The 23968-nt window shown below is 39.0% G+C and carries 24 protein-coding genes; 4 read left to right on the top strand and 20 right to left on the bottom strand.

Annotation, left to right across the window (positions count from 1 at the left end; genetic code table 11):
• Nucleotides 1-50: 50 nt before the first annotated feature.
• From nuoF to IB67_RS08845, 8 genes are all read right to left on the bottom strand, one after another.
• Nucleotides 51-1880, bottom strand: a complete 1830-nt coding sequence (nuoF, locus tag IB67_RS08880) for an NADH-quinone oxidoreductase subunit NuoF (protein ID WP_072758823.1) — start codon at nt 1878-1880, stop codon at nt 51-53.
• Between the two features lie 55 nt (nt 1881-1935).
• On the bottom strand, nt 1936-2244 hold the full coding sequence (locus IB67_RS08875) for a (2Fe-2S) ferredoxin domain-containing protein (RefSeq protein ID WP_072758825.1): 309 nt from the start codon (nt 2242-2244) through the stop codon (nt 1936-1938).
• A gap of 4 nt (nt 2245-2248) precedes the next feature.
• Complete coding sequence (locus IB67_RS08870; RefSeq protein WP_072758827.1) at nt 2249-2626, bottom strand: (2Fe-2S) ferredoxin domain-containing protein; 378 nt, start codon at nt 2624-2626, stop codon at nt 2249-2251.
• Nucleotides 2623-3123 (bottom strand): NADH-quinone oxidoreductase subunit NuoE family protein, encoded by a 501-nt coding sequence (locus IB67_RS08865; RefSeq protein WP_072758829.1) that lies wholly within the window; start codon nt 3121-3123, stop codon nt 2623-2625. Before IB67_RS08865 ends, IB67_RS08870 begins: the two co-directional genes overlap by 4 nt.
• A gap of 139 nt (nt 3124-3262) precedes the next feature.
• The gene (locus tag IB67_RS08860; RefSeq protein ID WP_072758831.1) at nt 3263-4108 is read right to left on the bottom strand and encodes a DMT family transporter; all 846 of its coding nucleotides are present in this window, start codon (nt 4106-4108) and stop codon (nt 3263-3265) included.
• Nucleotides 4109-4123: 15 nt separating this feature from the next.
• Nucleotides 4124-4387, bottom strand: coding sequence for a cupin domain-containing protein (locus IB67_RS08855; protein WP_339746774.1), 264 nt, complete (start codon nt 4385-4387; stop codon nt 4124-4126).
• A 23-nt stretch (nt 4388-4410) separates the two neighbouring features.
• On the bottom strand, nt 4411-5634 hold the full coding sequence (locus IB67_RS08850; RefSeq protein ID WP_072758846.1) for an ABC transporter permease: 1224 nt from the start codon (nt 5632-5634) through the stop codon (nt 4411-4413).
• Nucleotides 5627-6379, bottom strand: coding sequence for an ABC transporter ATP-binding protein (locus tag IB67_RS08845; protein ID WP_434223410.1), 753 nt, complete (start codon nt 6377-6379; stop codon nt 5627-5629). Before IB67_RS08845 ends, IB67_RS08850 begins: the two co-directional genes overlap by 8 nt.
• 185 nt (nt 6380-6564) lie before the next feature.
• On the opposite strand from IB67_RS08845, the gene IB67_RS08840 reads away from it, so the two are divergent.
• Complete coding sequence (locus IB67_RS08840) at nt 6565-7185, top strand: pyroglutamyl-peptidase I (RefSeq protein WP_434223411.1); 621 nt, start codon at nt 6565-6567, stop codon at nt 7183-7185.
• Here IB67_RS08840 and IB67_RS08835 read toward each other — a convergent pair.
• Entirely contained in the window at nt 7178-8539 is a 1362-nt protein-coding gene (locus IB67_RS08835; RefSeq protein ID WP_434223412.1) for a SpoIIE family protein phosphatase, read from the bottom strand. The two genes, IB67_RS08840 and IB67_RS08835, sit on opposite strands and share 8 nt — an antisense overlap.
• Nucleotides 8540-8757: 218 nt before the next feature.
• A complete protein-coding gene (locus IB67_RS08830) occupies nt 8758-9906 on the bottom strand; it encodes an IS110 family RNA-guided transposase (protein ID WP_164542215.1) in 1149 nt (382 codons plus the stop codon).
• Nucleotides 9907-10144: 238 nt separating this feature from the next.
• On the opposite strand from IB67_RS08830, the gene aglA reads away from it, so the two are divergent.
• Complete coding sequence (aglA, locus tag IB67_RS08825; RefSeq protein WP_434223413.1) at nt 10145-11551, top strand: alpha-glucosidase AglA; 1407 nt, start codon at nt 10145-10147, stop codon at nt 11549-11551.
• Nucleotides 11552-11601: 50 nt separating this feature from the next.
• On the opposite strand, the gene IB67_RS08820 is transcribed toward aglA, so the two are convergent.
• The 3 genes from IB67_RS08820 to IB67_RS08810 are packed head-to-tail and all read right to left on the bottom strand — an operon-like array spanning nt 11602 to nt 14840.
• Nucleotides 11602-13107, bottom strand: coding sequence for an AAA family ATPase (locus tag IB67_RS08820; protein ID WP_498875513.1), 1506 nt, complete (start codon nt 13105-13107; stop codon nt 11602-11604).
• A 46-nt stretch (nt 13108-13153) separates the two neighbouring features.
• A complete protein-coding gene (locus IB67_RS08815; protein ID WP_072758857.1) occupies nt 13154-13543 on the bottom strand; it encodes a cytidine deaminase in 390 nt (129 codons plus the stop codon).
• Nucleotides 13533-14840, bottom strand: a complete 1308-nt coding sequence (locus IB67_RS08810; protein WP_072758859.1) for a hemolysin family protein — start codon at nt 14838-14840, stop codon at nt 13533-13535. Before IB67_RS08810 ends, IB67_RS08815 begins: the two co-directional genes overlap by 11 nt.
• 131 nt (nt 14841-14971) lie before the next feature.
• On the opposite strand from IB67_RS08810, the gene IB67_RS08805 reads away from it, so the two are divergent.
• Nucleotides 14972-16531, top strand: coding sequence for a sensor domain-containing diguanylate cyclase (locus tag IB67_RS08805; protein WP_498875274.1), 1560 nt, complete (start codon nt 14972-14974; stop codon nt 16529-16531).
• A 10-nt stretch (nt 16532-16541) separates the two neighbouring features.
• On the opposite strand, the gene IB67_RS08800 is transcribed toward IB67_RS08805, so the two are convergent.
• A complete protein-coding gene (locus IB67_RS08800) occupies nt 16542-17621 on the bottom strand; it encodes an iron-containing alcohol dehydrogenase family protein (protein ID WP_072758865.1) in 1080 nt (359 codons plus the stop codon).
• An 84-nt stretch (nt 17622-17705) separates the two neighbouring features.
• On the bottom strand, nt 17706-19133 hold the full coding sequence (locus IB67_RS08795) for an S-layer homology domain-containing protein (RefSeq protein WP_072758867.1): 1428 nt from the start codon (nt 19131-19133) through the stop codon (nt 17706-17708).
• Between the two features lie 214 nt (nt 19134-19347).
• On the opposite strand from IB67_RS08795, the gene IB67_RS08790 reads away from it, so the two are divergent.
• A complete protein-coding gene (locus IB67_RS08790) occupies nt 19348-20547 on the top strand; it encodes an IS110 family RNA-guided transposase (protein WP_498875160.1) in 1200 nt (399 codons plus the stop codon).
• Between the two features lie 28 nt (nt 20548-20575).
• Here the strand turns inward: IB67_RS08790 and IB67_RS08785 are convergent, their stop codons facing one another.
• Genes IB67_RS08785 through IB67_RS08765 form a run of 5 tightly spaced genes read right to left on the bottom strand, consistent with a single transcriptional unit; the run spans nt 20576 to nt 23941 of the window.
• Nucleotides 20576-21613, bottom strand: coding sequence for a protein-glutamate methylesterase/protein-glutamine glutaminase (locus IB67_RS08785; protein WP_143145277.1), 1038 nt, complete (start codon nt 21611-21613; stop codon nt 20576-20578).
• Entirely contained in the window at nt 21595-22032 is a 438-nt protein-coding gene (locus IB67_RS08780) for a diacylglycerol kinase family protein (protein ID WP_339746742.1), read from the bottom strand. The genes IB67_RS08785 and IB67_RS08780 overlap by 19 nt, the downstream gene beginning before the upstream one ends.
• Nucleotide 22033: 1 nt before the next feature.
• A complete protein-coding gene (locus IB67_RS08775; protein WP_178137745.1) occupies nt 22034-22630 on the bottom strand; it encodes a 2-oxoacid:ferredoxin oxidoreductase subunit gamma family protein in 597 nt (198 codons plus the stop codon).
• Nucleotides 22631-22632: 2 nt separating this feature from the next.
• Nucleotides 22633-23448: a 2-oxoacid:ferredoxin oxidoreductase subunit beta gene (locus IB67_RS08770; protein WP_498875273.1), complete on the bottom strand. Its 816-nt coding sequence runs from the start codon at nt 23446-23448 to the stop codon at nt 22633-22635.
• The gene (locus IB67_RS08765; RefSeq protein WP_072758874.1) at nt 23435-23941 is read right to left on the bottom strand and encodes a deoxycytidylate deaminase; all 507 of its coding nucleotides are present in this window, start codon (nt 23939-23941) and stop codon (nt 23435-23437) included. The genes IB67_RS08770 and IB67_RS08765 overlap by 14 nt, the downstream gene beginning before the upstream one ends.
• Nucleotides 23942-23968: the final 27 nt, after the last annotated feature.

The raw sequence follows: 23968 nt of genomic DNA, 5'->3' as shown, positions 1-23968 counted from the left end.
TAAAAACAAAGGTGAGCTACCCTTATTAAGGGGGCTCACCTCTATTCAAATTACTTTACACTTCCGACTAAAGCTGGTGTTACCTTGCTAATCGCTCCAAATCTACATACTTCTATACAGCTTCCGCATCTTACACATGCTTCTTGGTCAATCTCGTGCACTTTTCTTACTTCTCCGTGTATTGCATTCGTCGGACATACTCTCGCACACGCTGTACAGCCTACACATTTATCTGCAGATATTACATAGCTGATCAGTGCCTTACATTTCTTTGCTGGACAAGTTCCATCTTTCACGTGTGCTTCGTATTCGTGCCTATAATATTTTAGTGTCGAGAGAACAGGGTTCGGAGCTGTCTGACCAAGTCCACAGAGCGAAGAATCTTTGATGACTTGTGCCAAGTTTTCGAGTTTTTCGATATCCTTCATCGTTCCTTCGCCTTTGGTTATCTTATCGAGTAAGTCGTACATTACTTTTGTACCTTCACGGCAAGGTGTACACTTACCACAAGATTCATCTACCGTGAATTCAAGGAAGAACTTTGCAACATCAACCATACAGTCATCTTCATCGAGAACTATCATACCACCAGAACCCATAATCGCTCCGAGTTTACCGAGCGATTCGTAATCAACTGGTGTATCGAAGTATTCGGCAGGAATAACTCCTCCACTCGGACCTCCTGTCTGGACGGCTTTAATTTGCTTACCCTGTGGATGTCCTCCGCCGATATCGTACAGAAGTTCGCGTAAAGTAATACCCATCGGGACTTCAACAAGACCTGTATTCTTTATCTTTCCTGCGAGAGCGAAAACTTTCGTTCCTGGCGATTTCTCCGTACCGTACTGCTTGAACCATAATGCGCCTCTTAGAACGATTGGTGCAACAAGGGCTAACGTTTCAACATTGTTTATCACACTTGGCTTAGCCCAGAGACCCTTTTGGACTGGGAATGGTGGTTTAACTCTTGGCTGTCCTCTCTTACCTTCGATAGAGTGCATCAATGCTGTTTCCTCACCACAAACAAACGCACCAGCACCGATTCTGATTTCAATGTCAAACGAGAAATCAGTACCAAGTATGTTCTCACCTAAGAAACCGTATTCGTGAGCTGTTTCAATTGCCTTTTGCAACCTTTCGATCGCGAGAGGATACTCAGCACGAACATATACGAATCCGCGTTGTGAACCGATAGCATAACCTGCAATCGTCATCGCTTCAACTATCGAGTGTGGGTCACCCTCGAGAATGGACCTGTCCATGAACGCTCCTGGGTCACCTTCGTCAGCGTTACAGATCATGTATTTGATGTCTGATTTTTGTTGTCTTGCAAGTTCCCATTTCAAGCCAGTTGGGAATCCAGCACCGCCTCTACCTCTCAAACCACTATCCTTTATTTCTTTGATTACTTCTTCGGGCGTCATTTTTGTAAGAGCTTTGTGAAGCGCAAAGTAACCATCTCTTGCGATGTATTCTTCGATGCTCAATGGATCAACGACACCGACGTTTCTAAGAGCTATCTTGACTTGTTTTGCAAAGAATGGTATTTCTTCTTCTTTTTCCTTCTCTTTAATTGTGAGCTTTTCTTTCTGTCCTTCAAACAAGAACTCTGGAACGATACGACCCTTTAGTATATGTTCTTCAACTATCTTCTCGGCTGCCTTTGGGGTTAACTTCTGATAGTAAACGCCATCTGGGTAAACTATTGCGAGCGGTCCAAGGCTACACGCACCCATACAACCGGTCTCAACAACGGAAACAACTGTATCGAGTCCGTATTCCTTTAATTTCCTTTCAAGCGCTTGTTTTACACTCTCTTCACCTGCTGATATACAGCCACCACCAGCGCAGATAAGGATTGTATTAGTCTTCAATGCCACGCTATTCGCCTCCTTGAATTAATAAACTCATCGCGTCAATGAAAAGATTCGAGAATCACTCTTTTTTAACTAAGTGTGAGGCAATTACTTTCTCGCTATCGATATCGTTTTGAATGTGATACTTCACTAAATCTTTCGCAACTTCCGGATCCATATTTCCATAAAAGAATTTCTCACCTGTTTCTGTTTCAATCACAACTGTAGGTTTGTATTTGCAGATTCCATTACATTCAGCTTCTTTGACGGTAAATTGCTCTTGCAAATTTAGTCTTTCAATTTCTTCAGAAAACGCTCTGAATATTTCAAGTCCCCCATTATCCCTACAGCATCCTACAGTACAGACATGCACAGTAAACTTGCTCATCTTATTAAACTTCTCCTCTTTTTACAACCAAATCTGAGACAACTTTTCCTTCAAGAATATGCGACTGAACGATTCTTCTTGCATTCTCTGGTGTTACGTTACCATAAACTATTGGTTCTTGACCTTCGAGAGAGACTTCTATCGTTGGTTCAACTTCACAAAGTCCCATACAGCCAGACTGAACAACTGCTATGTCATCAATCTTAAGCTCGTTCATGTATTCAACGATCGCTTTGAGAGTATCCTTTGCACCAGCTGCGATTCCACATGTACCCATTGCGACGACTATTTTTCCTCTTTTTCCTGCTTCTCTCATCTTTATGTTTTGCAGAGCCTGCTCTTTAATCTTCATTAATTCCTCTAAGCTTTTTACTTTACTCATTGCGACCCACCCCTCCTGTAAGCAGCTATGATTTTGCTAACCATATCTGGCGTTACTTTACCATAGAAATCCTTTTCGCCAACAAGAACAACAGGAGCCATACTGCATGCTCCAAGGCATCTTACTGCATGTACAGAGAAAAGCCCATCCTCGGTTACTTCCTCAGCTTTTACACCGAGTTCTTCCAAAAATCTTTCCATAACCCTGTCTCCGCCTTTGACATAACAAGCGGTACCGAGACACACTTTAATTTGATTCTTTCCCTTTGGCTTAGTCGCAAAGAAGTTGTAGAACGTAACTACTCCATAAACTTCTGAAACTGGGAGGTTGAGCTTTTCAGCGATATGTTCCTGAACCTCTTGCGGTAACCAACCAAAGAGTTCTTGAGCCTTATGTAAGACTCCTATAAGTATACCAGGTCTGTCCTTCACCTCTTCAATATAAGCATCAAGCTCCTCGTAAAGTTCCTTGTGGTGTTCACATACGGCCACACACATCCCTCCTTCACACTTCGTGATTATTATAACATACAAAAAAGAAATTTCACATGCTCAAATCTGAAGTAAATAATTGCTTTTAGGTGATTTATGCTATTTTTTTGCCTTTACCTTCTTTTTTCATAATTCAAGATATTTTTCACAAAGTTAATGAGAATAAAACAGTTGCAATTCCTATTATCTTTACAATGCTTATAGTCTCCCCAAGTGAAAGAACAGCAAATAGCGTTGCAACAACAGGTTTTAGGAAAAATATTCTACTTGCCTGTGTAGCCCCAACAACTTCCATGGCTTTAAAGTATGTCACATAAGCCACACCAGTGACTATCAATCCAAGATAAACTATTATACTCCATCCGCTAAAATTTATTGCTGTCGGGATTGTGAATTTTCTAAGCACTACGAGGATTAATATATAAATCAGGCTCGAGCATAGTGACGAGTACGCCGTCACTGTCAAAGGTCCGTACTTTTTTGTGTATCGTCTCATTAGAACAGTGTAGAGTCCGAAAGTTAATGCAGCTAAGATTCCATAAAATATGCCAATCCAGGAATCGCCACTTATCTTTCCTGCGCTGAATATCACAATTCCAACGAATCCCAAAACTATTCCTAAGTATTTCTTCCAATTGTATTTCTCGTTGAGCAAGATGACTGCGAAAAATGAAACAAAGATCGGATTGCTTGCCACAAGCGTTGCGGCAGTTGAGGCATTTGAATATTTTACAGCAAGTTGTAGTGAAGTCATTGAAATGATACTGTTTAGAGCACCAATCATCGTCAGAGGAAACAAATCTTTGTACTCTATATCTTTCTTCACAAATAACATCATGAAGAGTCCGCCTATCAGAAATCTAAAAGATGTCATAAAAAATGGATCAACTTTACCCATAAGCGGTTTTGAGATGACTTCTATGCTTGAAAAGGCTAATAGGGTTATTGTTAAATATATGTATGCAACAGCTTTGGCGTACTTCTTCTCCATAATATCACCATTGATTCATCCAAAGTTGTAGTGTTTGCGTATATACTTTTTCACGTTCCAAGTACAAGATACGCCCGAATCAAATCGCACCATGTCCCCCGCTCCGAAAGATACTCTTGTACCGTCATCCAATGTGACTTCAACTTCGCCTTCAATCACGTAAAATTGCTCCGGTTCATCGTAGTACCAATCAAAAACGCTTTCTTCTTTTTCCCATGTGGGCCACTTTTTGACCTTCAATACCTCTTCCTCCGTCGGTTTCCATACTTTTACTTTCATAAATACACCCTCCCTGTGTTTCGTTACTCCACCGAAACTTCCAACACTTTCTCGGAATTAAATATCTTCGTTATAGCGTATATCAAAACGAATAACAAGACTGTATTTGTTATTATCATAACTACAAAGTTCTGTATTTTAAATGTTTCCAAGAATATATCTTTTATAGTATATATAACGTTAAGTATGGGATAAAGGTAGTTTATCACTCCCTTGCTACCTTCAGAGTTCATCGTCGATATTCCAACCAAGAGGACAATTATGTAAATAGGCGAAACAAAAGTGCCTGCTTCTTTCTGACTTCTCGCAAAGCTTCCAATTAAGACAATTATCGCAGAAGATAGCAGCGCCAAAGATAATATAGCAAACAGCATGTATAGGTAACCACTCAGACCAATTTCAGCAAGCGCAGATGTGAATGTGTTAACTCCTTCGCTACTTAAAAACGCTACCTGCACGTTGATTCCAATGATCAGACCTATCAAATTGAATATAGCCGACAAACCGGAAACGATCATCAGGTACATCACTTTTCCCAAGGCTATCGATGTGCGAGAAACTTGATTCACTAACAATATCGAAAGAGACCCTCTCTCTTTTTCGCCAGCTGTTATATCAAATCCAAGTCCCATAGCACCTGAAAACAGGAAAATAACAAGAAAGTACGGTATTAATCCTGACATCATCATGATAATTTCGGCTTTCTCTTTCCCTTCTTCAGCCTTATCTTCGGCGCTCAGTCCGACGTGCTTTTCTTCTAAATTGACAAAATTCAATTTTGTAATATCGATCCCTTTATTCAAAAGCTCTTCATTTACTAATTTCTGATTAAAACTATATAGTGCGTTTCTAACTTGACTGGCGATGTAGGAGCTCTTTTGCCTCTTTGGATTGTAAAGCACTGTGAACTTGTAAATACCTTGATCATAATTAGCTATTAACCCTATAGCTTCGTCATTTTCGAATATATATTTTTCATTGATTTTTCCAAATCTGAATTCGACATTACCTATGCTCTCTACCGCACTTAGCGCATCTTTAATTTCTTCCCTTGTCGAAGTTTCAACAATAACAACATATGAGGCTTTTTCTGTACGTTCTCGTTCAATTTTTGAAACGTATCCAATGATGCCAAATATTAACGCGTAAAATACAAATGGCAGTAAAAACTGCGTGAGAGCACTTCTCCTGTCCTTAAAGAAGTTCTTCAATTCTTTTTTCATTATGATAAGCGAGTCTTTAAACATTTCTCGTCACCCCTAATGAGTTAGCGTATTTGAAAAAGACTTCCTCCAAATCTTCACTCTCATTTTTCTTCAGAATCTCATCTGTGCTTCCATTTTCCACGAGTTGCCCGTTAAAAATTAGTCCCACTTTATCGCACAGCTTCTCCGCAACGGACATAATGTGTGTTGATATGATTATGGTTTTTCCCTTGTTTTTCATTTCTTTCAAAAAGTCTGTGACCACCTTTGCGGCAAATACGTCTAAACCATTGGTAGGCTCATCAAATATTATTACTTGCGGGTCGTGTATTAGACTAATAGCAATTGAAAGTTTTTGCTTCATTCCACTCGAAAGCTTGTTGGGAGGTCTATCTATGAAATCTTCTAAAGCCAACATCTCTGAGAGTATATTAATTCTATACTTTATTTCCTCCTCAGGCATCTTGTTCAACTGTCCAAAAAACGTTAAAAGCTCTCTGCCTGTGAGATTACCGGCAACTTTCATTTCACTCGTTAAGAAGCCCACAATTCCTCGTACTCTTTCTGGTTCTTTCAAAGTATTAATGCCTTTCACGAAGACTTCCCCGCTATCCTGTTTCATCAACGTTGATATTATACGCAAGGTGGTCGTCTTACCAGCCCCATTAGGTCCAAGCAATCCAAATATCTCGCCTTCGTGGCATTCGAAAGAGACGTTTTTGACTGCCTCGATTATCCCCCTTCTTTTCGTTTTAAAAGATTTGCTGATGTTAATGACTCTTAACATGTGATCACCCCTTCAGGCCTCAAAAAAGTGTACAATAAGATTGTTAATTTATTCACTACAATGTTATTTTAACACACAGCGTCTTTTCAGTCTACAGATAGTCACCATAAGCCTAATGCTTTGCTTGACAACTAAAGACTCAAAATTTATAATGTTTCAAAGATTTTTAATGGGGAGGTTTTTTCATGCTCAGGATTTTGCTCACGGGTTTTGAGCCATTTGGAGGAGAGAAAATAAACCCGAGTGGAAAAATTGTAAAGGAACTATCAAGAACTAAATTCGAAGGAATTATTTTAACCTGCGCAATTCTTCCGGTAAGCTATGAAAAAAGCATTGCCGTGTTACAAGATTACTACTCAAGAGAGGAATTTGACATTGCTCTGCACGTAGGCCAAGCTGGTGGAAACACTGCTATTACAATTGAAAGATTAGCGGTAAATATATTGGATTCGAACCATCCAGACAACGAGAATGTCATAAAATCTGACTGCCGAATAATTGAGAACGGTGCGGATGCTTATATGACCGATTTAAAAGTTAAAGAGATTGTCTCTTTGCTTAAGAAAAATAAAATCCCTACACAGCTGTCGTATACAGCTGGTCAGTATATCTGCAATGAGGTTTATTACTATTCCTTGCATAGTTCAAGAGTTAACCAAAACCCGAAACACGTCCTTTTCATTCATATACCATTTCTACCTGAGCAGGTTAGCGAAAAGGAAACAAAACCTGTTGCATCGATGGACCTTCGCTTGGGAAGGAAAGCTATAAAACGGATTATAGAAAACATAGAAAAGTTTATTTGAACAATTTTATAACGTCCACATCGTTGAAAGTTAGAGTAATGCTCATCGGTATCTTTCTAAGTATCCAGCCTGTTTCGATATTTCTCGAAATTATAGAATAGTATTTTTCGTGTTCATTAACCATAAGTGCGTACTCGTCAGAGCGCGCATTTTTTATTAGTTCTTCTAAAAGCGTATATATTGCACCGCTCTGAAAAACACATTCTAGCTTCCTAAAAGTGTTGTCCGCATAACACGAGCTTTTACTTCTTCCAAAGCATAGGACAGAATAATCGTCCGGAAAATCGCGATACTTTCTCAACATCACCGATGCTACATAATAAGGCAGCGCTTCCGGAGAAATTCCAGAAATTTCTTGGTTGAGGAATTTTGCCAGTAACTCCATAGCGGAAGAATTCGGGTAATAACGTTCAAATATAGAATACAATCCGTCGGAATATTCCATGTATGTTATATTCTCATCAATCACAAATGTACCACAATCTTCCTGAGAATAAGCATAATCAAATAAACCTATGGGAAATATCGATTTCATATCAAGAAATGAAAAGTGGCTTCCGTCATATGCTATCAAGGATGGGTGGCCACAATTCAAATATTCGACTTTATCTTGCTCAATCTTCATAAAAAGACCTGTCAAATAATTACGTCCCAAAACATTCTTAAGATTCTCCGCCATCTCATTGACTATTTCATGTATTCTTCCGTTCTTTTGAGCAGCTGCCCTAAAAAGCGATTTGACTGCTGAGCACAGAAGCGCAGATTGAATTCCGTGGCCCGATATGTCCGCTACATATGCATAAACAGCTTCTCCAACTTCAAAATAATCGAACATATCTCCTCCTACAATTTGAGAGGGGATATAACGCGATGTGAACCAAACATTATTTTTTAAGCCAAATGTGTTGGGTAACATTAATCTTTGGAGCTGCGTAGACAGTTCCAGGCTTTCTTTGAGTTCTTTGTACAAATTTTCAATCCGTTCCCTATTCTTTTTTAGTTCAGTGTGCAGTGCGATCTTTGAAATAGCCTCAACATCTATTATTGGCAATTCAATGTAATCTGAAATACCTACTTGGTACAACTCAAGAAGCGTCACATAGTCTTTCTGATTAAGAATAACTATTATAGGTATATCTTTGTACTCGCTGCGTGTTTTAAACCAGCGCACGTATTCTTGTGTAATCTTGGAGAACTTGTTGAATATAAGAACAGCTTGAACATTGTTTTGTTCCGAAAAGTCCGATATAGAATTGATAAGTGTGACATTATACCCGACAAATTCCAGTATTTGAAAGAGTTCTTCTACATTACTCTCATCATCTGTTATTATAACTATCTTGTCTCCGTTCATAAAAATAGACACCTCTTTTTTTCCATTTTTCCTTTTTTATTATACAATATAGTTAGTCAAAAATTTCAACATAATTGAATATCACCACAACAAAAGATTTCCGGTAATAAGTCAAGAGGAGAAAAAATAGAAAAATAAAAAACCTAGTCAACACTTTGACTTTCAATAACTTAATATTTCACTTTCATTCTTCACATACTTGATTTCGTTCTTTTTACCTATTTCATCGGTACATACGGTACGTTGTTCTTTAGTAAATAATACACTAAATTTACTAATTTCCTTGCAGTTAATATTAGCGCTCTCATGTGTTTGTGTGTTGTTGCTTCTGCGTACTTTTTGCGATAATATTCTTTGTATACAGGATCGTATGTCTTTACTCCGTTCGCTGCCATTACTAGGTATGTTCTTAGATACTTGTTCCCTTTTTTCGTTAGTTGGTTGTTTTCTGATTTGTAATTTCCACTTTGATTGATTGTCCATACAAGCCCTGCGTATGATGCTAACGCTGAGGCTTTTTCGAAACGATTGATGTCTCCTATTTCGGCTATAATTCCAGCTGCAGTTATTTCTCCTATCCCTTTGACTGTTGTTAGTGTGTTCGGAATTACTTTAAGTAATTTACTTATTTCTTTCTTTACTAGTTCGATTTGTTTTTCATAGTGCTGTATCAAATCGATAGTGGAAACAATAGATATTCTCAGAGTGTTTGAAGGATTAACAGACAACCTCAAGGCATCTTTAGCAAGAGTTTGGAGTTTTTCTGCTAAGACTTGTGAAGAGACATTGTGTCTGGAAATTTTCGCAATATATTCAAATAACTCTTCAATTGGCATGTTTGCGATTTCTTCGATTGTATAATCTTTAAGCAGGCATTCGAAAGTCTTATTTAGTTTAAAGTCAAGTTTAGGGAAATAAAGAGAAACATACGAATAGAGCCTAAGTTTCAATCGAGCGATATCTTCGTTGAACTTTAAATAAAGTCTGGTGAGATTACGAAGCTCAGAGATGATATATGAGTTATTGACAAAAGGGACTAAAGACTCAGGAAATTTAGAAGCGATAGAGAAAATAAGTTCAGCATCGATTTTGTCAGTTTTAGGACGATTGAGAATTTTGCGATAGAGCTTAATGTTATCAGTTTTAACCCAAAAGACAGGTACGTTGTTTTGAAAGAAGAAGTTAGCGACATTAAAAGAAAAAACACCAGTTGATTCAAGGACAAGAGAAAAATCGGAAGAAGAAGCAAAAGCTTTGTTAAAAAGTTCAACAATGCCTTGAGGAGAGTTCTCAACAGTCCCACTACCGATGAAATCAGAAAAGAAAGAAAGATAGTTCTTTGAGACATCAATAGCTAAAATAGCCAAAGGAATCACCTCCGGATTGAGTACAGCCTTACAACCTCGCGGTACATAAGAAAACGAGGCAAAACATTTTCCGGCAAGTAAAAAGCTGTACTCTAGTTAGGCAATCTTATTTAAGAGAACAAAGTCTCAAGGAGGGGCAACCTGAAACTATTTTACCAGAGGTGTTAAAAAATATGCATTCAATTTTCAAAGACCAATTTTAATTTTTACCGAACTTATTATACGAGGAGGGATAGGGATGAAGAACTTGAAAATAGGTATTATAGGTGCAGGAAGTGCTGTTTTTTCAATAAGGATTATCTCTGATTTGTGCAAAATCCGAGAGCTGTCAGGCACACATGTTGTATTAATGGACATAGACAAGAAGAGATTAGAGAATGTCTTGATCTTAGCTAAGGAACTTACAGATTTCTTCGGCGCGAGTATAACTTTTAGCACTGTCGAAACTATTCGCGAAGCAGTTGAAGGTTCTGACTTTGTGATTAACACGGCAATGGCTGGAGGTCACAACTATCTTGAACTTGTCCGTTCTATAGGGGAAAAATACGGCTATTACCGAGGCATCGATGCCCAGAACTTCAACTTCGTTTCCGATTACTTGAATCTGACAAATTGGAATCAGTTTGCACTCTTTCTAAAGATCGCAAGAACTATTGAGAAGCTGTCTCCAAACGCTTGGTATCTGCAAGCGGCTAACCCTGTTTTCGAAGGTACGACACTTGTTTCCAACGAGGTTGGTATCAAGATGGTCGGTTTTTGTCATGGACATCATGCAGTAGAGACGATTGCAAACGCTATAGGTGAAAAAGAGTACGAATGGCAGGTTGGTGGGGTTAACCACGGTATCTGGCTTACTAAATTTGTCGACAAGAAAGGCAAGGACCTTTACCAAAAAATCGATGAACATATGAAAAAAGTTCGATACGAAGAATTCAAGCCTTCTAATCCTTTTGACGATCAACTTTCACCGGTAGCATGGGAAATGTATAGATTCTACGGTCTATTTCCAATAGGCGATACTGTTAGAAACTCCACTTGGAAATATCACAGAGACCTCCAAACAAAAATTAAATGGTATGGTGCTCCATGGGGAGGCGCAGATTCGGAAATCGGTTGGAAATGGTATGTTGAACAGCTTAACGGAGCTGTCCATATGATAGACACTTTCGTAAAATTGGTCCTCAGCGGTCAAAAGTTATCATTCCTAAAAACAGGAACACCATTAGATGAATACTTAGAACAAGTTCTTGATGGAGAAAAGCTAAGTGGTGAGCAACATGTGCCGTTCATTAACAGCGTTGTAAATAAGAAAAAGGATAGGTTTGTTGTTAACGTTTTGAACAAAGGAAAGATCAAGGATTTAGATGACGATATAGCCGTTGAAATCTGCGCCAGCGTGTGCGGTGAAAACATGGAATTTGAAGAGACAAAGCTTTCCGAAAGGGTAGTAAATTGGTATCTGAAACCAAGAATTCTGCTCGCTAAACAGGCGCTTGAGGCATTTAAAACCCAAGATGTTAAACTCATAGCCGATATACTTGAGAGAGATCCGAGAACGAAAAGCTCGGAACAGATAGAAAAATTGATAGGGGAGCTGTACCCAGTAGTTATTAGTAAAATGAAGGAGATAGAATCTCAACAGTAGGACATGTTAGAAAGAACCCCTGAGTGATTTAATAGCTCAGGGGTTATTATTTATTCACGTCTAAGATCATCTATCGCTTCGATTATTTCACTACCTCCAAACATGCGCCTTATCTCTTCCGCTCGTTCGGAATCAGACAGTTCCACAACTGCACCGATATCTCCAGTTCTTTGGAGTACAAAATGTTTATCAGCTTTCAGTGCTATCTGAGGCAGATGAGTAACAACTATCACTTGGTGATTCTTAGAGAGCTCACTCAGTTTATCGGCAAGTTTAACCGCCGTAAGTCCGCCAATCCCGGCATCTATCTCATCGTAAACCAAAACATAAGTACTCACAAGGCTAAGTTCTATCGCAAGCATCAACCTGGAAAGTTCCCCGCCCGAAGCTATTTTTCTTAAAGGATATAACTGCCCGGTAGATAGTGTGCTCCCAACGAGTTCAACATCGTCTATGCCATCATTCGAAAGTGCCTTACTTTCGAAACTGAAATCTATCCGCGCGTTCATGTTGAGTTCTCTCAGATGTTTCTCTGTCTTACTCAGAATCTGTTTCGCGGCTTGCTTCCTTCTTTCACTAATCTTATTAGCCAACTCTTCGAGGTTCTTTTCTATCCTCAATTTTTCGACTGACGCATTATTTAAAATCTCTATAGTACGTTCAATTTCTTTAAGTTCTGCTTTCCACTTTGAGAGATTACTCAGCACATCTTCTACCGTTGGACCATATTTTCTTCTCAACTTTCTATAGACAGACAGCCTCGTCTCAATATCATCAAGATTTACTTCTTCGAGGTTTGACAACTCTTTTGATATCTTATTGGTTAGCTCCGCTATTGATTCTACGGCGCTGTCGAGCAAACTTTGGTGTTCATCTTCTATCAGCGAATATATCTTTCTAAGGGAATACTCTATTTCTTCGAGTTGCTGGAAAGCGATGTTGTAATTTTGAAGCAGGTGCTGTATGTTCAGCGCCCTTTTATAATCGCTTTCCAGTCTACTTTCTTCTTCAACACTTAGATTCGCTCTCTCTATTTCCTCGATTCTTTCTCTAAGTTCTTCTGCCTTTTTAGATTCCACGTCGATATCGGACTTCGAAAGTATTCTTATTAACTGCTGGTACTCTCTGTAAAGATTGGTGTATTCGTCGAGAAGTTCAGAATTTTCCGCGACATTGTCGAGGATACTCAATATGAAATCTTTGTCCAAGAGTTTCATATGAGAATTCTGCTTGTGGATAGTCACAACATTTGAAACAATGCTCTGAACAGCGTCTTTTCCAACAAGTTTTCCATCGATTTTGTAGAATATTCTCTTATTCTTTCTTTCGACAGTAAAAATATGCTGGCCCTTAGAAATCCCATATTCTTCTATATCTTCAGGAATGTACAAAACCATGTCTGCTGAAAAAGTGTCGCTCCGCAAGCTCTGGTAGTCTAAGAATGACCCTATAACATCGAGCAACAAACTCTTTCCAGTTCCTGTTTCGCCAGTGATCACGTTTAAGCCTTCAGAAAAGTATATGTCAACATTTTTTAGATACACATATTCGTTTATATGGAGGAGTTCTATCAGGATCCTTCACCCCTTGATTTTCAGTAGATTATTTAAGATCTTCTTTATCAAAAGAGTACGGAAGGAGCTCACTAACCGTCGTCTCTAAGACATCGCCTTTGAGGTTTGTCAGAATGACTTTGAAATTTCCAAATTCCGACATAACTTGTCTGCATGCACCACACGGCGATACGGGTTTATCGGTGTCAGCGACAACGACCAACATGTCAAATTCGCTTTCTCCGTTGGCTACTGCACTGAAGATTGCGGTTCTTTCAGCACAATTTGTCAAACCATACGATGCGTTTTCTACGTTTACCCCAACGTACACGTTCCCTGATTTTGTGAGCAAAGCTGCGCCAACGTGGAAATGTGAATACGGAGCATACGCGTTTTTCATAACTTCTTTTGCCCTCTGGATAAGTTCTTCAGTTTTCATCTTTTTCTTCCTCCTGCGCTTGTTCTTTCTTTATTGTAAGCAATACTTTTTCAATCTTATTCCTTGAAGATGCTACTATTTTGAATATGATACCATCGTACTCGTACATTTCTCCAACCTTTGGTATGTGCCTGAATTTATCAAGCAGGTATCCCGCTAAAGTTTCAAATTCTCCCTCCGGGAATTCGATCCTGAGTTCCCTTTCTATATCGTTCAACGAGATAGTTGCATCCACGAGGTATGAATTATCATCTATCTTCTTAATTCCAGAACTTTCATGGTCGTCGTATTCATCCATAATCTCGCCGAATATCTCCTCGAGTATATCTTCCATCGTAACAATTCCGGAAGTTCCGCCGTATTCATCAACAACGATAGCCATGTGCACTTTCTTGGTTTTAAATTCTTTCAGTAATTCAGAGACCGGCATCAACTCAGGGACAAATAAGGGAGGACGCATTAACTCTTTTACAGAAACTTTGTCGATTATATCCATACCCCTTTGTGCTATAAAACTCAGAACATCCTTCGCATAGCATACTCCAACGATATTATCAATAGTATCTCTATATACAGGGAACCTCGAGTATTCTTCATCAACGATTAACTCAATGAATTCTTTGAGGCTCTGCGACTCCTCAACAGCTACAACATCGATTCGAGGTATCATGATTTCTTTAACTAACGTCTCATCCATCTCTATTGTGCGTTCTATCATGAGACCTTCTTCGTGAGTAATCGTTCCCTCTTCCCTTCCCATTTCCAGATAAGAAGCAATGTCGTCCATTGTTATGAATGGGGCTTCTTGAACACTTTGCCCACCCAGGACTTTTACAAACGTATTTGAAATCCTTATGAACAGCGTTATTACCGGAGCAAATATCTTGGAGAGAAATATTATTATTTTTATGCTGAAATCGAACAATCTTTCGCTGTTTTGCCTTGCTATTATCTTGGGTGTTATCTCACCAAACACTAAGAGCAAAAATGTCATAACTACCGTTGAAACAAGTGCTGAAACACTTCCCGAAGTAATAAGTTTCGAAAACATTATGGCCGCTAAGGTTGATGCAAGGATGTTAACAAGGTTATTCGATATGAGTAACGTGGTAAGCAACTTGTTGAAAAAATGGACCTCAGTTTCTTCTTCAGCTTCCTGTTTGCTCTTTGCAAGTATCCTTAAACGATGTCTGCTCACGGACGTCATTGCAGTCTCTGACGCCGAGAAGAATCCAGAAAGAAAGATCAAAATAGCTATAGCGAAAACGTTCCATAAATAACTCAGTGGATCTTCCACAAATACTACACCTCCAATGGTCAATGTTATCTAAGAAATATTATATCATACAATAAAATCAAATTCATTTTGTTTATAGCAAAGCATGTGATATATGTGATATAATAGAAAATAGTCAAGGAGGGATTGTTTTGAAAAATAGTTCTGTTAATACGTTACCTTTCACGTTTGATTTTGAGGTTGTTGCGAAAGCTCTTTCAAGATCAAAGATATTTGTGATTGTTTTTGATGAATTCGGTCGTATCGTTAGATGTACCGATAATACTCCTGTTAAACTGAAGGGTAAAGAGATTCTTCTCGATGCTTTTGAAAATTTCGGTGAAATAATAAAAAAAACGATAGAAAAAGGCTTTTGTGAAGAAATCTTAGAATGTAAAAGAACTAAAGAAAAAATAAGAGCTATTGTTTTTAAAGGCCAAGCGTATTTGTGGATGATTGGCGAAGTAATAACCGAAAAGCTGTTGGTCGATGAGATTATATCTGAACGTCTTGAAACTTTATCAACGTATCTCGAGTTTGCGCCTGTCTTTTTCGTTGTTTTAGACGAAAATGGTATCATAAGTTACATTAACAATTGGACTCTGGAAAAAACTGGTTACAAATTTGCCGAGGTAATTGGGAAAAATTGGTTTGAAATATTCATTCCTGCAGACATTAGAAAGACACTATTAGAAGTTTTCGCGGATATAATGGACGGAAAAGTTGAGCTTCGTCAAACATACGAGAATGAAATCTTAGCAAAGGACGGTAGTACAATCACGGTACTTTGGGAAAACAAGCTCTTAACAAAAGGTGGAAAGCCGTACGGTACGATAAGCGTTGGTGTGGATGTCACTGACAAGAAGGTGAAAGACTTCGAGGAACAAGTGCTGTTAGAAATACTTGATGCGTCATCAGATGCAAATTATCACGCTTCTATAAGCAAAATATCAAGGATCCTCTCAAAAACTTGCAACGCTCGAAAAGTTATAGGAACGATAAGGACTCCCGAGGAAGCAAAGAATATTGAATTGCTTAATATGGATAACACAGATAGAACTGAGTACTATAAATTTGAAAAGTCGACAGATGAAAAGACAATTACTTTAGAGATGCATTGCGGAACTTTGCCAAGTTACGCCACTTATAACTGCCTCCAAAATGTTGCAAACGTCCTAATTAACTTCTTAGACAGGATATATTACATTCAGAAACTTGAGGAAGCGTCTTTCAGAGACCCACTGACAAATTTATTCAACCGCCGTTACTTCATAATGATGCTCCAGTCTGAGATACGAAGGATAAAGAGGTACGGTGGAAATGCAAGTATTGTCATGATAGATTTAGATGGATTGAAGCAGATTAACGATACGCTTGGACATGATATGGGTGATTTAGCTATCAAGACACTGGCTCGAGCAATGCTTGAAAATACTCGTAATAGCGATATATGTGCGCGTTTTGGAGGCGACGAGTTCGCAATTTTACTTCCGAACACAACCATCCAAAACGCGCAGCTGACGATTCAGAGATTGATGAATTATCTTGATAACTTAGACATAAAGGAATTCAAGGTTTCCATGAGTGCTGGTATAACTAAAATCTTACCGGAAGATGATACTGAAGGTATAAGCGTTTTAAAACGTGCCGATGAATTGCTCTACAAGGCAAAAAAAAGCGGAAAGCATGCTATTGTGGCTGATATTGTTTAATTTTGCAGTCTTATATCAAATACTTTTCTTTAATCTCTATATACGCATGTTTGATTTCCTCCAAGTCGTACTTACCCGGTGTCACGGCTATATGAGAAGCATTTGAAACTATTTTCGACCAATTTTCTATATCTTCGTCGCTGATTTCCACACTTAGTGATACACCCAATAATTCGTAGAACTCTTCAAGAGAGCCATTGAATATCCTCAGGATTTCTTCCACCTTATCTTTTGATTCAGTCAATGCCATTTTCAATTCATATGGTAAAAACACAGCAGTTGCAAGTCCATGCTTCACACCTTTTTCGGTTGTTAAAGAATATCCAAGTGCGTGTGCGATCGTTGTGCCAGTCTGCGCAATAACCATTCCTGCGAGCGTTGACGAGAACATTATACGTTCCCTGTAGTATTCATTGTCAGGATCATCGAGCAGTTTTGGTAAGTAACTGTTTATTGTCCTTATACTTTCCAACGCAAGTGCGTCGCTGAAAGGCGTTGCTTTCCTTGAGATATATCCTTCAACTGCGTGTGACAGAGCATCCAAGGCTGTTGAGATAGTTAGTTCCTTATTGAGTGTGACTGTATACTTGTAGTCAATAAGTGCAATCTTTGGGAAAATGCATTCGTGAGAGAATCCTTTTTTCCTTCCGTTCACCGTTAGGACTGAATACTGAGTAACTTCACTCCCAGTTCCTGCGGTCGTTGGGATGCATATGATTGGTTTGGCACTACCATATTTGTCCTTTTCGTAAAGTTCTTCAGGTTTTAAGGAAGGATTTTCAAGTAAGACTGCAACCGCTTTCGCTGTATCCATAGGGCTCCCGCCGCCAAGCCCAATTACAACATCTGCATCGCTATACTTCCGAGCGATAAATTCGACAATTTCTAATGGCGGGTTCTCAGGTGTCTCATCAAATATGTAATAATGCTTGCCGTCAAGAACATCTAATGTGTCGTCCAAACTACCATTTTTCTTTGAGCTTTTCCCGCTGACGATAAGATATGTATCTCCTAAGGACTGAATTAGTTCTCTATTCTTAGAAACGATATCTCTTCCGTACAAGACTTTCGTGGGCATATAAAATCCCATTTTCTCTACCTCCTCGTTCAATTGCGATTTAAAAAGCTGGTCCGTGAAGGACCAGCTTTTAGTCAAACTCGAACTGTAATTTTATTATTGTTGCATCGCTAAGAAAAGTGCATACCCGCCGAGAGCAACTCCGATAATGGCAAGGACTAGTGCAAATGTGCCAGTTTGATTTGACTGAGCAACTCTGAGCTGTTCTTTGAGTTGCTCGTTTTCCTTCTCGAGTTGTGAGACCTTATTCTCAAGTGTTTGCTGTTGATTGGCTACATTCAGTTTGAAACTATCGATTTCATTCCTAACTACTCCCAATTCCTGAGTATTTGAATTAATCTTAGTATTCAATGTGAGTATTTGCGATTTGACTTCTTCGACATTCTTATTAACTGATTCTATGTTCTTAGCGTTTGCTTTAACATCCTGTTCTAAACCATCAACCCTGTCCTTCAAAACAGCAACATCGCCGGACACAACACTTACAACTGCCTTTACCTCTTCGAGTTCACCAGTAACGTTAGTAAGTTCTGTTATTTTCTTGTTAATATCGGCAACCTGTACTTTGAAGTCACTGTCTGCTTTTTCCAAAGCAGTGATTTTGCTCTGAAGCGTGTTTATCTGAGTTTGCAGCGAGGAGATATTTGCCTTGAGCTGAGCTATATCAGAGTCCGAAGCACCAGATATATTCTTGATTTCCGTAGAGAGCGATTGAATTTTGCTCTGGATATCGGCAACATTCTTTTCTAAGCTTGAAACTTTTCCAGAGAGTGTAGACACGCTAACAGATGTATTTGAAATTTGTGCATTCGTTGATTTAAAGCTATCGTTCAGCGCATTTATACTCTTTTCTAAATCCGCAACTTTCTGAGCAATACTGTTGTTATTGTCTGTAAGTGACTTAACATTGTTCTTCAGCGTTGCAACATCGTTTTTCAGCGCGTTTATATCTTGTGCAAGTGTGTTCAAGCTCTGACCAGTTGGAGTAACGGAGATCAGAGACCTCAATTCCGTAACTTTACTAACAAGTGCATCGTAAAGTGCTTTAATGTCTGACACATCTGTCTTTACGCCTGATAGGTCTTTGCTCAAAATGTCAACATTTCCAGAGATAGTGTCAACTTTTGATGAAAGTGCGTCGATCCTCGTGTTTATCGTTTTGTCAGCATTTCCAAGTGTAAGAATGCTATTTGACATCTCGTTTAACTGAGCAGTAATGTTAGCGGGAAGTGTTGTTTGTTGAGTTGTTGTCTGTGTTCCTGTTGGTATTTTCTTTTCAACCGCGGATATTCTGTCATTTAAAATATTCATAAGCCTATAAAGAGCAACAGCGAGTTGATATCTTGTCAAAGATTGATTTCCTTGAAACGTACCATCTGGCATACCGCTTAGAACTCCAAGTTTTGAAAGCTGTTCGACAGCCTCATAAGCCCAGTGGTTGGCTGGTACGTCTTTGTACGTTGCCGCAAAAGAAGTGGAAATAGTCAAAACCAAAGCGATTAGCAGAAATAACATCTTCTTCATCTTAATACCCCTCCTACATAAAAATATGGTATAAATAATTTAGCTTAAAAAAATTGAGGGCAGGACAACTTATGTCACCTTGGCTTTTAAGCCATTTAAGGAGTCTGTTGCCTGCCTTTAACCATGATTAGTTGGTTGGGCTTTCAGCCCTCGTCAGCATGGAGGATTGGTTCAGCAGGCTCCCTGCCCTCATCATTCGAAAGGAGGATTTTTCATGGATAACTTCCCTGTTTTCGTCGGCATCGATGTTTCCAAGGATAAGTTCAACGTCTGCGCTATCTCTAATCCCAGTTCCATCATCTTCGAATCTTCTTTCGATATGTCCCAGCAAGGCTTTTCCTCCTTCGCAAACAAACTCTCTGCCTTCCCAAAACAATCCATCATCATCGCTATGGAATCTACTGGCTGTTATCATCTCAACCTTCTGGCTTTCCTTTCTTCCAACGACTTTGCTTGCGCTGTTTTTAATCCTCTAACTGTTAAAAACTTTGCTTCTCTTCGAAAGACCAAAACCGACAAAATCGATGCTCGCATTATCGCTACTGCTTTGTTTTACCTACAACATCAAATTCCTTCTTCTGCTTTTGTCAACTCTGAGCTTCGTGATATTGTCAGAGCACGCGAAAACATTATCCACCGCATCGCAAAAGTTAAAGGCAATATCGAAAAACTGCTCAACGTTCTTTTCCCTGAACTCGAAAGAGTTACCAATATCTACAGTGACACTATCCTCAATCTTCTTTCTCATTTCCCTTCTGCCAAGGCTATTCAAAAGGCTCGTAATCTGGATGTGTTCTTTTCCAAAGACCGTGGCAGAAGTACAAAACTTAATGCTCAAAAACTTAAAGAACTCGCTAATAACTCGATTGCTCAATATTGGCCGATGAAAGAAAAGATTCTTGTGCAAAATATCAAAGAACTACAATTTTTACAGCAACAGCTTGAAGAACACGACAAGATGATGAAAGAATATTGCGAATGTAGTGCGATAAACCTTGATATCGAGATACTCACGTCAATACCAGGTATTGGTGAAAACAGCGCGATGCATTTCTTGGCAGAAGTTGGAGATATCTCAAGATTTAGTACATACAAAAAACTCATTGCGTATTGTGGACTCGATCCAAGCATTGCCCAATCAGGCAAAAGCAAAGTAGAAGGACACATATCGAAAAGGGGCAATGCCCACCTAAGACGAATACTATGGCTAATGGCAGTGAGTGTAGTGATTCACAACGAATATTTCCGAACATACTATGAACGAAAAAGGCAGCAAGGTATACCGTACAAAAAAGCGATAATGTCAGTAGTACACAAGTTATTGCGAACGTTGTACGCAATGTTGAGAAAGAAAGAGAAGTTCAATATTGATTATGCTATCTCACACTCAAAACAAAAATTTAATTTTGCATAGTTGACTCCTTAATAATAATTGTACTTCTTTAGATAATTTCAACTAATTTTTCGGGTATCTTATCGGCAGGGAGCACAAAATCTGCGTATCCTTCTTCAACGACCGATTTCGGCATACCATAAACAACACATGTCTCTTGGCTTTCTGCAATAACGGTACCTTTAAAGAACTTAACTTTAAACGCACCTTTTGTACCGTCTTTTCCCATTCCTGTAAGGATGGCAGCAACAGTATTTTCTTTGTAAATTTCGGCTACTTTGTCAAGTGTATAATCTACGGCTGGCCTAACGTTATTGATTTTCTCAGTCTTTTTATCTAAGTAAATGATTGCCTTTCTATCTTGGTACTTTATCCCCATATGGATATCGCCAGGCGCAACATAAACCCATCCAGGTTTTAAAATATCACCGTCCTCTGCTTCCTTCACCGTCAACTGAGAAATTCTATCCAACCTCTGCGCCAAGGATTTCGTAAAACCCGGCGGCATGTGTTGAACTAAAAGTATTGGCGCGGGGAACTCCTTCGGCAAAGCAGGAATCACAAGATCTAACGATCTCGGACCGCCTGTTGAAGACCCAATTACAACAATTTTTCCAGAGACCATTGTCTTAACTTTTAGACCTGCCAAAGGTTTTCTTCTAAGCATCACCTGATTGAGACTTATCTTCATCGCATCTCGTATCTTTTGAACAAGTTCTGGTCCCATTTTGCGAAAGTCCATTGAGACACTTCCGGACGGTTTTGTAACGAAATCAACAGCTCCGAGCTCGAGTGCAAGTAATGTAATCTCGGCGCCTTCTTCTGTAAGGCTACTGACCATTATAATCCTTGATGGCGCTCTTTTTATTATTTCTTTAAGCGCCTCTATTCCATTCAGCTTTGGCATTTCAACATCCATTGTTATAACGTCCGGCCTATGTTTTAGCGCAAGTTCAACAGCTTCCATTCCATCTTTGGCAGCAGCGACAAGTTCCATGTCTTGCTCCCTGTCTATAACATCTTTTAATATCATACGCATGAAAGGCGAATCGTCGACTATCATAACTTTTATTTTTTCTTTTTCCACTTTCTCACCACCCGTATACTCAGCAAAGGAAACGCCACTGTTGATATTATAGCAAAAATTTTGGCTATTTCCAAACTCCAATCAAAAAACATACTACCGAAAACGAGTATACCGACTGTAATTGAAAACAGTGCTGCCCAAAGTACAACACCTGCACTAACATCCTTTATTATCTTTATAACCGGGTGGTATTCTTTGCTGTACAAATTCATTAAGTGCTCAATTATAGTGTTCACAAGCTCAGACCAAATAACAAAAAAGACGGCGAATATTATCCACAAGATATCCTCTCTTTTTATGGGGAGGAAAAATGTTGCTGTTATTACTACAAGTCCAACTAAAAAATGTATTCTAAGATTCCTCTCAGAAAGTATTGAATTGACAATACCTTCTATTGCGTGTGAGAAAGATTCCTTCAAATTACTCGAACCCAATTGTTCTCTTTCTTTTCCGTTCAATTCTTGGTTTGAAAACTTTATCTGTGAGCGTTGTTCCAAACTTTATCGCCTCCACGTTTAGTTCGTAATACTTTGGACTCACTTCTTCCTTTACAGCCTCAAACAAAATATCAAAATCAACAAGTGCAGTTGCCTTTACAAGAGCGCCCAGGAGAATCATGTTTGAGACCATGACATTACCGAACTTTTCAATTGCCAGTTTGCTTGCAGGTACACTTATGATTCTCTTAGTTATTCGCTTGATCTCGTTAGGAATATCTGGTATATATGTGCTGTCGTACACTATTATACCATTAGTGGCTACATATTTTCCATGGCTTACCATGGAAGGATGCATGATTATCAAAGAATCGAATACTACTGCTCTCGGATAAAGTATCGGTTCATTTGAGACCAAAACGTCACAGTAGCTTGGACCCCCTCGGACCTGTTCACTGTAATTCTGAGTCTGAATAACGTATTTTTCAGCAATGACAAATGCCTCTGATAAAATATATCCTGCCAGCAAATTGCCTTGTCCACCAATACCAGCTATTCTAATAGAGAATGGTCTTGTCATTTTCATTCCCCCTTACTGTAAGTAAGTCTGTATCGAGTATAGAAATCTTGCTTCAAATCGTCTTTTCGGAATACACCAACAACTATCTTTCCTTTTAATTCATCCTCAGTCATTTTTTCAGCTTTTTCCTTCATAATCGTATTCTCTTTGAAGAAATCCATCATCTGCCATGGTTCTCTCAGACCGTTGTACCTTCCGTAGTAAGTATGGCAGTTCGACATGACTTCAACAACAGCAGTGCCTTTGTGTAGTAATGCTTCCTTGATGTATTTAACAGTAAGTGCGTAATGGTAAACTGTTGACCTTGCAACATAGGTTGCACCAGCCGAAAGCGCCAGATTAACAACATCGAATTGGTCTTCAACGTTTCCAAACGGCATTGTACCTGCTACCTTACCGCCAGGTGTTGTTGGAGAGTGTTGCCCACCTGTCATACCATAAATCATGTTGTTGTATATTATTATAGTCAAATTTATATTTCTTCTACAAGCATGTATAAAGTGGTTACCGCCAATAGCCGTTATGTCTCCATCTCCACCCATAACGACGACCTTAAAATCAGGTCTTGTTAAAGCTACTCCTGTCGCAAATGCAATTGCACGACCGTGGAGTGTGTGCATTGTATTGAAATCTAAGTACCCCGTCGATCTCGAAGAACAACCTATTCCTGAAACAACAGCTGTTTGATCAGGATTCAGACCAGATTGATCATAAGCATCTATAAAGCTTTTCAAGATGATGCCATTGCCACAGCCTGGACACCATACAGTGGGCCATCTGTCCTCTCTTAAATACTGTGTTAATTTATCTCTCTTCACTATCCTCACCTCCAATTAACTCCACTTTGCACATTTGAAAGAAAAAATCGGTAAGTGGATCTGGATATCCTTCAATATATACAACTCGCTTTATTCCAGCATTAACTATAAGTCTTGCACAAACTGAGCAAGGCTTGTGCGTGACATAAATAGTTGCACCATCCGTCGATATACCAAATTTCGCGGCCTGCATCAACGCATTCTGTTCAGCGTGTAAGCCGTAGCAGATTTCTTGATTCTTCCCAGACGGAATATTCAAGTCATCTCTGATGCATCCAATCTCGTCGCAGTGCGGGAATCCAGAAGGAGGTTGGTTGTATCCAGTAGCCAGAATTCGCTTATCTTTTACTATAAGTGCACCGACTTTTCTGTGTACGCAAGTTGACCTTTCAGCTATCATCTTAGAAAGCCTTTTGAAATAGCTATCCCAACTTTCCCTTTCACCTTTTGCCGTTTTTATGGTAACATTTCTTAGGTATTCATTTATGTCCATTTCTTCACCCCTTGCTTAATTTTCCGA

Source organism: Fervidobacterium riparium (genome assembly GCF_025370035.1).
GTDB lineage: Bacteria > Thermotogota > Thermotogae > Thermotogales > Fervidobacteriaceae > Fervidobacterium > Fervidobacterium gondwanense.
The sequence above is the reverse complement of the archived record's forward strand: the minus strand, read 5'-3'. Positions and strand labels throughout refer to the sequence as shown.